Origin of the sequence: Endozoicomonas acroporae (genome assembly GCF_002864045.1) — a bacterium.
GTDB classification, from domain to species: Bacteria; Pseudomonadota; Gammaproteobacteria; order Pseudomonadales; family Endozoicomonadaceae; genus Endozoicomonas; species Endozoicomonas acroporae.
Map to the genome: position 1 here is coordinate 1 of NZ_PJPV01000249.1, position 3860 is coordinate 3860.

A 3860-nucleotide genomic window follows, 5' to 3' on the forward strand; every position below is an offset into this window, starting at 1 on the left:
CGAATCAGTGGCAGTGCCGTTTGCTCGCATTCACTGCATTGGCGTTTATTAAGACTTGTTTCACTCTGCTCATCAAGGTGTCGGGTGATGCATCCCAGGTGGAAAACGTGGGGTTCCGGTTTGCAAGATGTTTCGACCAGTGAGTGTCCACCAAATTGCCCTCTGATATGTTCGTCATTTATACAGATAGAAGAACAGTTAAAGCGAATATCTGCCCCGTTTACACCGACACCATTCATTACTTTAGCCCGCTATTTGACTCAAAACTTCGGGTAGGACAAAAAATCAGCAGGGTAAGTTCCAAAAAAAACAGAATTTTTTAACAAGACGTATGTCGTTAGATCCAAAAGTCAGGTACGGAACCGATTTTCACAAGACAGTGAACGTTTATCCGGAATGCAAGCAATGGCATCCACGAATATCTGGCAACAGTTCAAGGCGCTGATTCCTGAAGGGGCGCGAATCGTCGCCACCATTACCGCTAATAACGGCAATGGCACCAGTCAGGCAGAGCTTCGGGATGGTTCGGTTATTACGGTTGAAGAGGAGTCTGTGGGTGTTGGGGAAAAGTATTTATTCAGGATGGGGAGATCAAAGGGGCTGCGCCGAGTCTGGCGCAGTATGAGGTGGGGGTTTGAAACAGTCAAGATTCAAGGCCCGGCACCGGTTTCTTGCTCCCTTTTTAATAAGGAGTTTTTGGCACGCGGAGTAACGATGGCTGTAAGCCAAGTAGAGAGCCGTCTGGCCACCGTTATTTTTCCCATAGAGAGGATTGCAATATCTGGATGGCCTCTATGTGGCTTTCATCAGCAGCTAAGTGGACAGCCATCCGGCCTAAGTTATCCGTCTCTTTGACCAGGGAAGGGTCAATCTTCAGCAATGCCTGGATGGCCTTTGTGTGGCCTTGAGAAGCAGCTTTGTGGAGAGCCGTTTGGCCTTCGTTATCCTTCTCTTTGGCCAGGGAGGGGTCAATGGTTTGCAATGGCTGGGTGGCCTCTGGCTGGGTGGCCTCTGTGTGGACTGCAAAAGCAGTTGCGTTAACAGCAGCTGCGAGAGCCGTCCGGACTGACTTATGCTTCTCCTTCTTTTTGGCCTGGGAGGGGTCAGTGGTCTGCAATGACTGGGTGGCCTCTGTGTGGACTGCAAAAGCAGTTGGGTTAACAGCAGCTGCGAGAGCCGTCTGGACTGACTTATCCTTCTCCTTCTTTTTTTTGGCCGGGGAGGAGGGAATGGTCAGCAATGTCTCGATGGCCTCTGTGTGGCCTTTATAAGCAGCTAAGTGGAGAGCCGTCTGGCCATCGTTATCCTTCTCTTTGGCCAGGGAGCGGTCAAAGGCCAGCAATGTCTGGATGGCCTCTGTGTGGTCCCCAGAAGCAGCCAAGTGGAGAGCCGTACAGCCATCGTTCATCTGTTCATTGGCTGAGGTTTGATAATTTTTCAGCAGCTCCTTGACGGACTCTATGTGGCCGTTCTTAGCGGCCATATGCAGGGGCGTAGCACCATCTATATGTGTTTTGACATTGACATCCACTTGCTTATCAAGCAGTTTTCTCAGGCAATCGGTTTGCCCCCAACAAGCGGCTAAATGCAATGCCGTATTGCCGCTGTTATCAGCGATATTGAAATCCGCTCTTTCAAGCAAATAAGTCAGGTGATCTAATTTGCCCCAAAGGGCCGCTATCATTAAAGGTGTGATACCGTCGTTATCACGGGCATTAAGGTCCACTCCTCTGTGATCAGCAAGCTCACGCAGACACCCAATGTCGTTTTCCTGTTCGATGGTATAGTGTTCGAAGGTCTTGCCATTAATAAGGGTTCCAGTGATATCTATGCCCATGGCAGCACATTGTTGACGGCCCTTGGTTATGCTGATTTTGGTGGCTATATGCAGGGCTGTTTCGCCGTTATTATTGGTGGCATTTACCTTCGCTCCCTTTTCAATGAGTTTTTTCAGGCATGTTTTATCCCCATTGGCAGCGGTGATATGCAGCGGTGTTTGACCTTCCCCATCGGCGGCATTGATCTCTGTCGGATTGTTCAGGTAATTGAAAAATTCCCAATCACCTTTTCTGGCAGCAGTGTGCACTACGGTAGTAATATTTGCTCCTTCTTCGACCAGCACGGTTCGGCTCTGGTTGTTTCGCGCCAGAATAGCTCGGTACAAGGCATGATCAAGATCAAGTTCGTTTGCACCCTTCTCGATCAGGAATCTAAGGCATTCCGTTTGCCCCCCCTCGGCGGCAGCGCACAGGGCACCGTTGAGGTCTGGCGTTCGCTGTGAGACTCGCGGTGAGATCAGGGTTTTAAGGCACTGCTTTTGCCCCTGTCCGGCGGCTTCGCGCAGGGCACCGTCAAGGTCGTATGCTCCTGTATTGATCAGGGGTATAAGGTTCTGCGATTGTCCCTGTCCGGCGGCTTCGCGCAGAGCGATATTAAGGTTAGATTGGCTGAGTTCGGTGCTGATCAGGTATTCAAGCAGTGAATCATTGCCCTCCCGGACAGCGGTGCGCAGTACATTATTGATATTCGCCCCGGCCTCGATCAGGATATTGAAGACCTCGGTGCAACGCTGACGGGCAGCATTGTGCAGGGGCGTCTCACCCTGATGATCGGCGGCATTGACATCGGCACCGTGGTCGATCAGAGTCCGGGCTAAATCCGTATGCTGGTGCTTTAAGGCGACAGCTAACAGGTATTCAGGATGACCGGTGAGCGCCGAGCGCTGACGGGCAGCAATGTGCAGGGGCGTCTCACCCTGATGATCGGCGGCATTGACATCGGCACCGTGGTCGATCAGAGTCCGGGCTAAGTCTGTATGCTGGTGCTTCAAGGCGACAGCTAACAGGTATTCAGGATGACCGGTGAGCGCCGAGCGGTAAGGCTGATTGGCCAACGTCTTGTCTTTGTCCAGATAACAGTTCAGCTTGCTCAGATTACCGCTACGGCAGACATTAAGCATTCGGGATTCACAATAGGGTGATTCGTCGTCATCAACGCTTTCCTCGTCCTTACGAATCAGTGGCAGTGCCGTTTGCTCGCATTCACTGCATTGGCGTTTATTAAGACTTGTTTCACTCTGCTCGTCAAGGTGTCGGGTGATGCATCCCAGGTGGAAAATGTGACCTTGCGGTTTACAAGAGGTTTCCACCAGTGAGTGTCCACCAAATTGTCCTCTGATATGTTCGTCATTTATACAGATAGAAGAACAGTTAAAGCGAACATCTGCCGCGTTTACACCGATACCATTCATTACTTTAGCCCGCTATTTGACTCAAAACTTTGAGTAGGACAAAAAATCAGCAGGGTAAGTTCCACAAAAAACAGAATTTTTTAACAAGACGTATGTCGTTAAATACAAAAGTCAGGTACGGAACCGATTTTCTCAAGACAGTGAACGCTTATCCGGAATGCAAGCAATGGCATCCACGAATATCTTGCAACAGTTTCAAGGCGCTGATTCCTGAAGGCGTTCGCATTGTTGTCACCATTACCGCTAATAACGGCAATGGCTCAGGCAGAGCTTCGGGATGGTTCGGTTATTACCGTCAATGGTGAATCTTTGGGTGTTGGCCAGAAGGCATTTATTCAGGATGAAGAGATAAAAGGTACTGCGCCGAGCCTGGCGCAGTAAGTAGTTAACCAAATGAAATCGTATTTTCTGACTAAGTGGGCAGTCACTCTCGGCAACTGCTCCTGCGTTGCTCTATCTCCTGCATCCATGCAGTCGTGCGGCGTTATAACTACGGTCACATAGCTACGGCTATGCTCCCTACGTTGTGCCTTGCATAGGAATTGTCCCGAAATAATTTCAACATTTTGAACTCGATCTCCGTTCATCCTGAGCTTGTCGAAGGGTGACA

At 50.1% G+C, this 3860-nt stretch carries 3 protein-coding genes; 1 reads left to right on the forward strand and 2 read right to left on the reverse strand.

The window, feature by feature from the left end:
- Both CX664_RS24760 and CX664_RS24765 read right to left on the reverse strand, forming a co-directional pair.
- The coding region (locus tag CX664_RS24760) for a hypothetical protein (RefSeq protein ID WP_146000344.1) at positions 1 to 239 on the reverse strand (239 nt) is incomplete at its 3' end.
- 512 nt (positions 240 to 751) lie between these two features.
- Positions 752 to 3250 carry an ankyrin repeat domain-containing protein gene (locus tag CX664_RS24765; protein WP_101749259.1) on the reverse strand — a complete coding sequence of 833 codons (2499 nt, stop codon included), beginning with the start codon at positions 3248 to 3250 and terminating at the stop codon, positions 752 to 754.
- Between the two features lie 228 nt (positions 3251 to 3478).
- On the opposite strand from CX664_RS24765, the gene CX664_RS26820 reads away from it, so the two are divergent.
- Positions 3479 to 3631 (forward strand): hypothetical protein, encoded by a 153-nt coding sequence (locus CX664_RS26820; protein WP_180966629.1) that lies wholly within the window; start codon positions 3479 to 3481, stop codon positions 3629 to 3631.
- Positions 3632 to 3860: the final 229 nt, after the last annotated feature.

Bases quoted from the DNA above. Each gene is read 5' to 3' on its own strand.
- CX664_RS24765 (WP_101749259.1), bottom strand. From the start codon at position 3,250: ATGAATGGTATCGGTGTAAACGCGGCAGATGTTCGCTTTAACTGTTCT.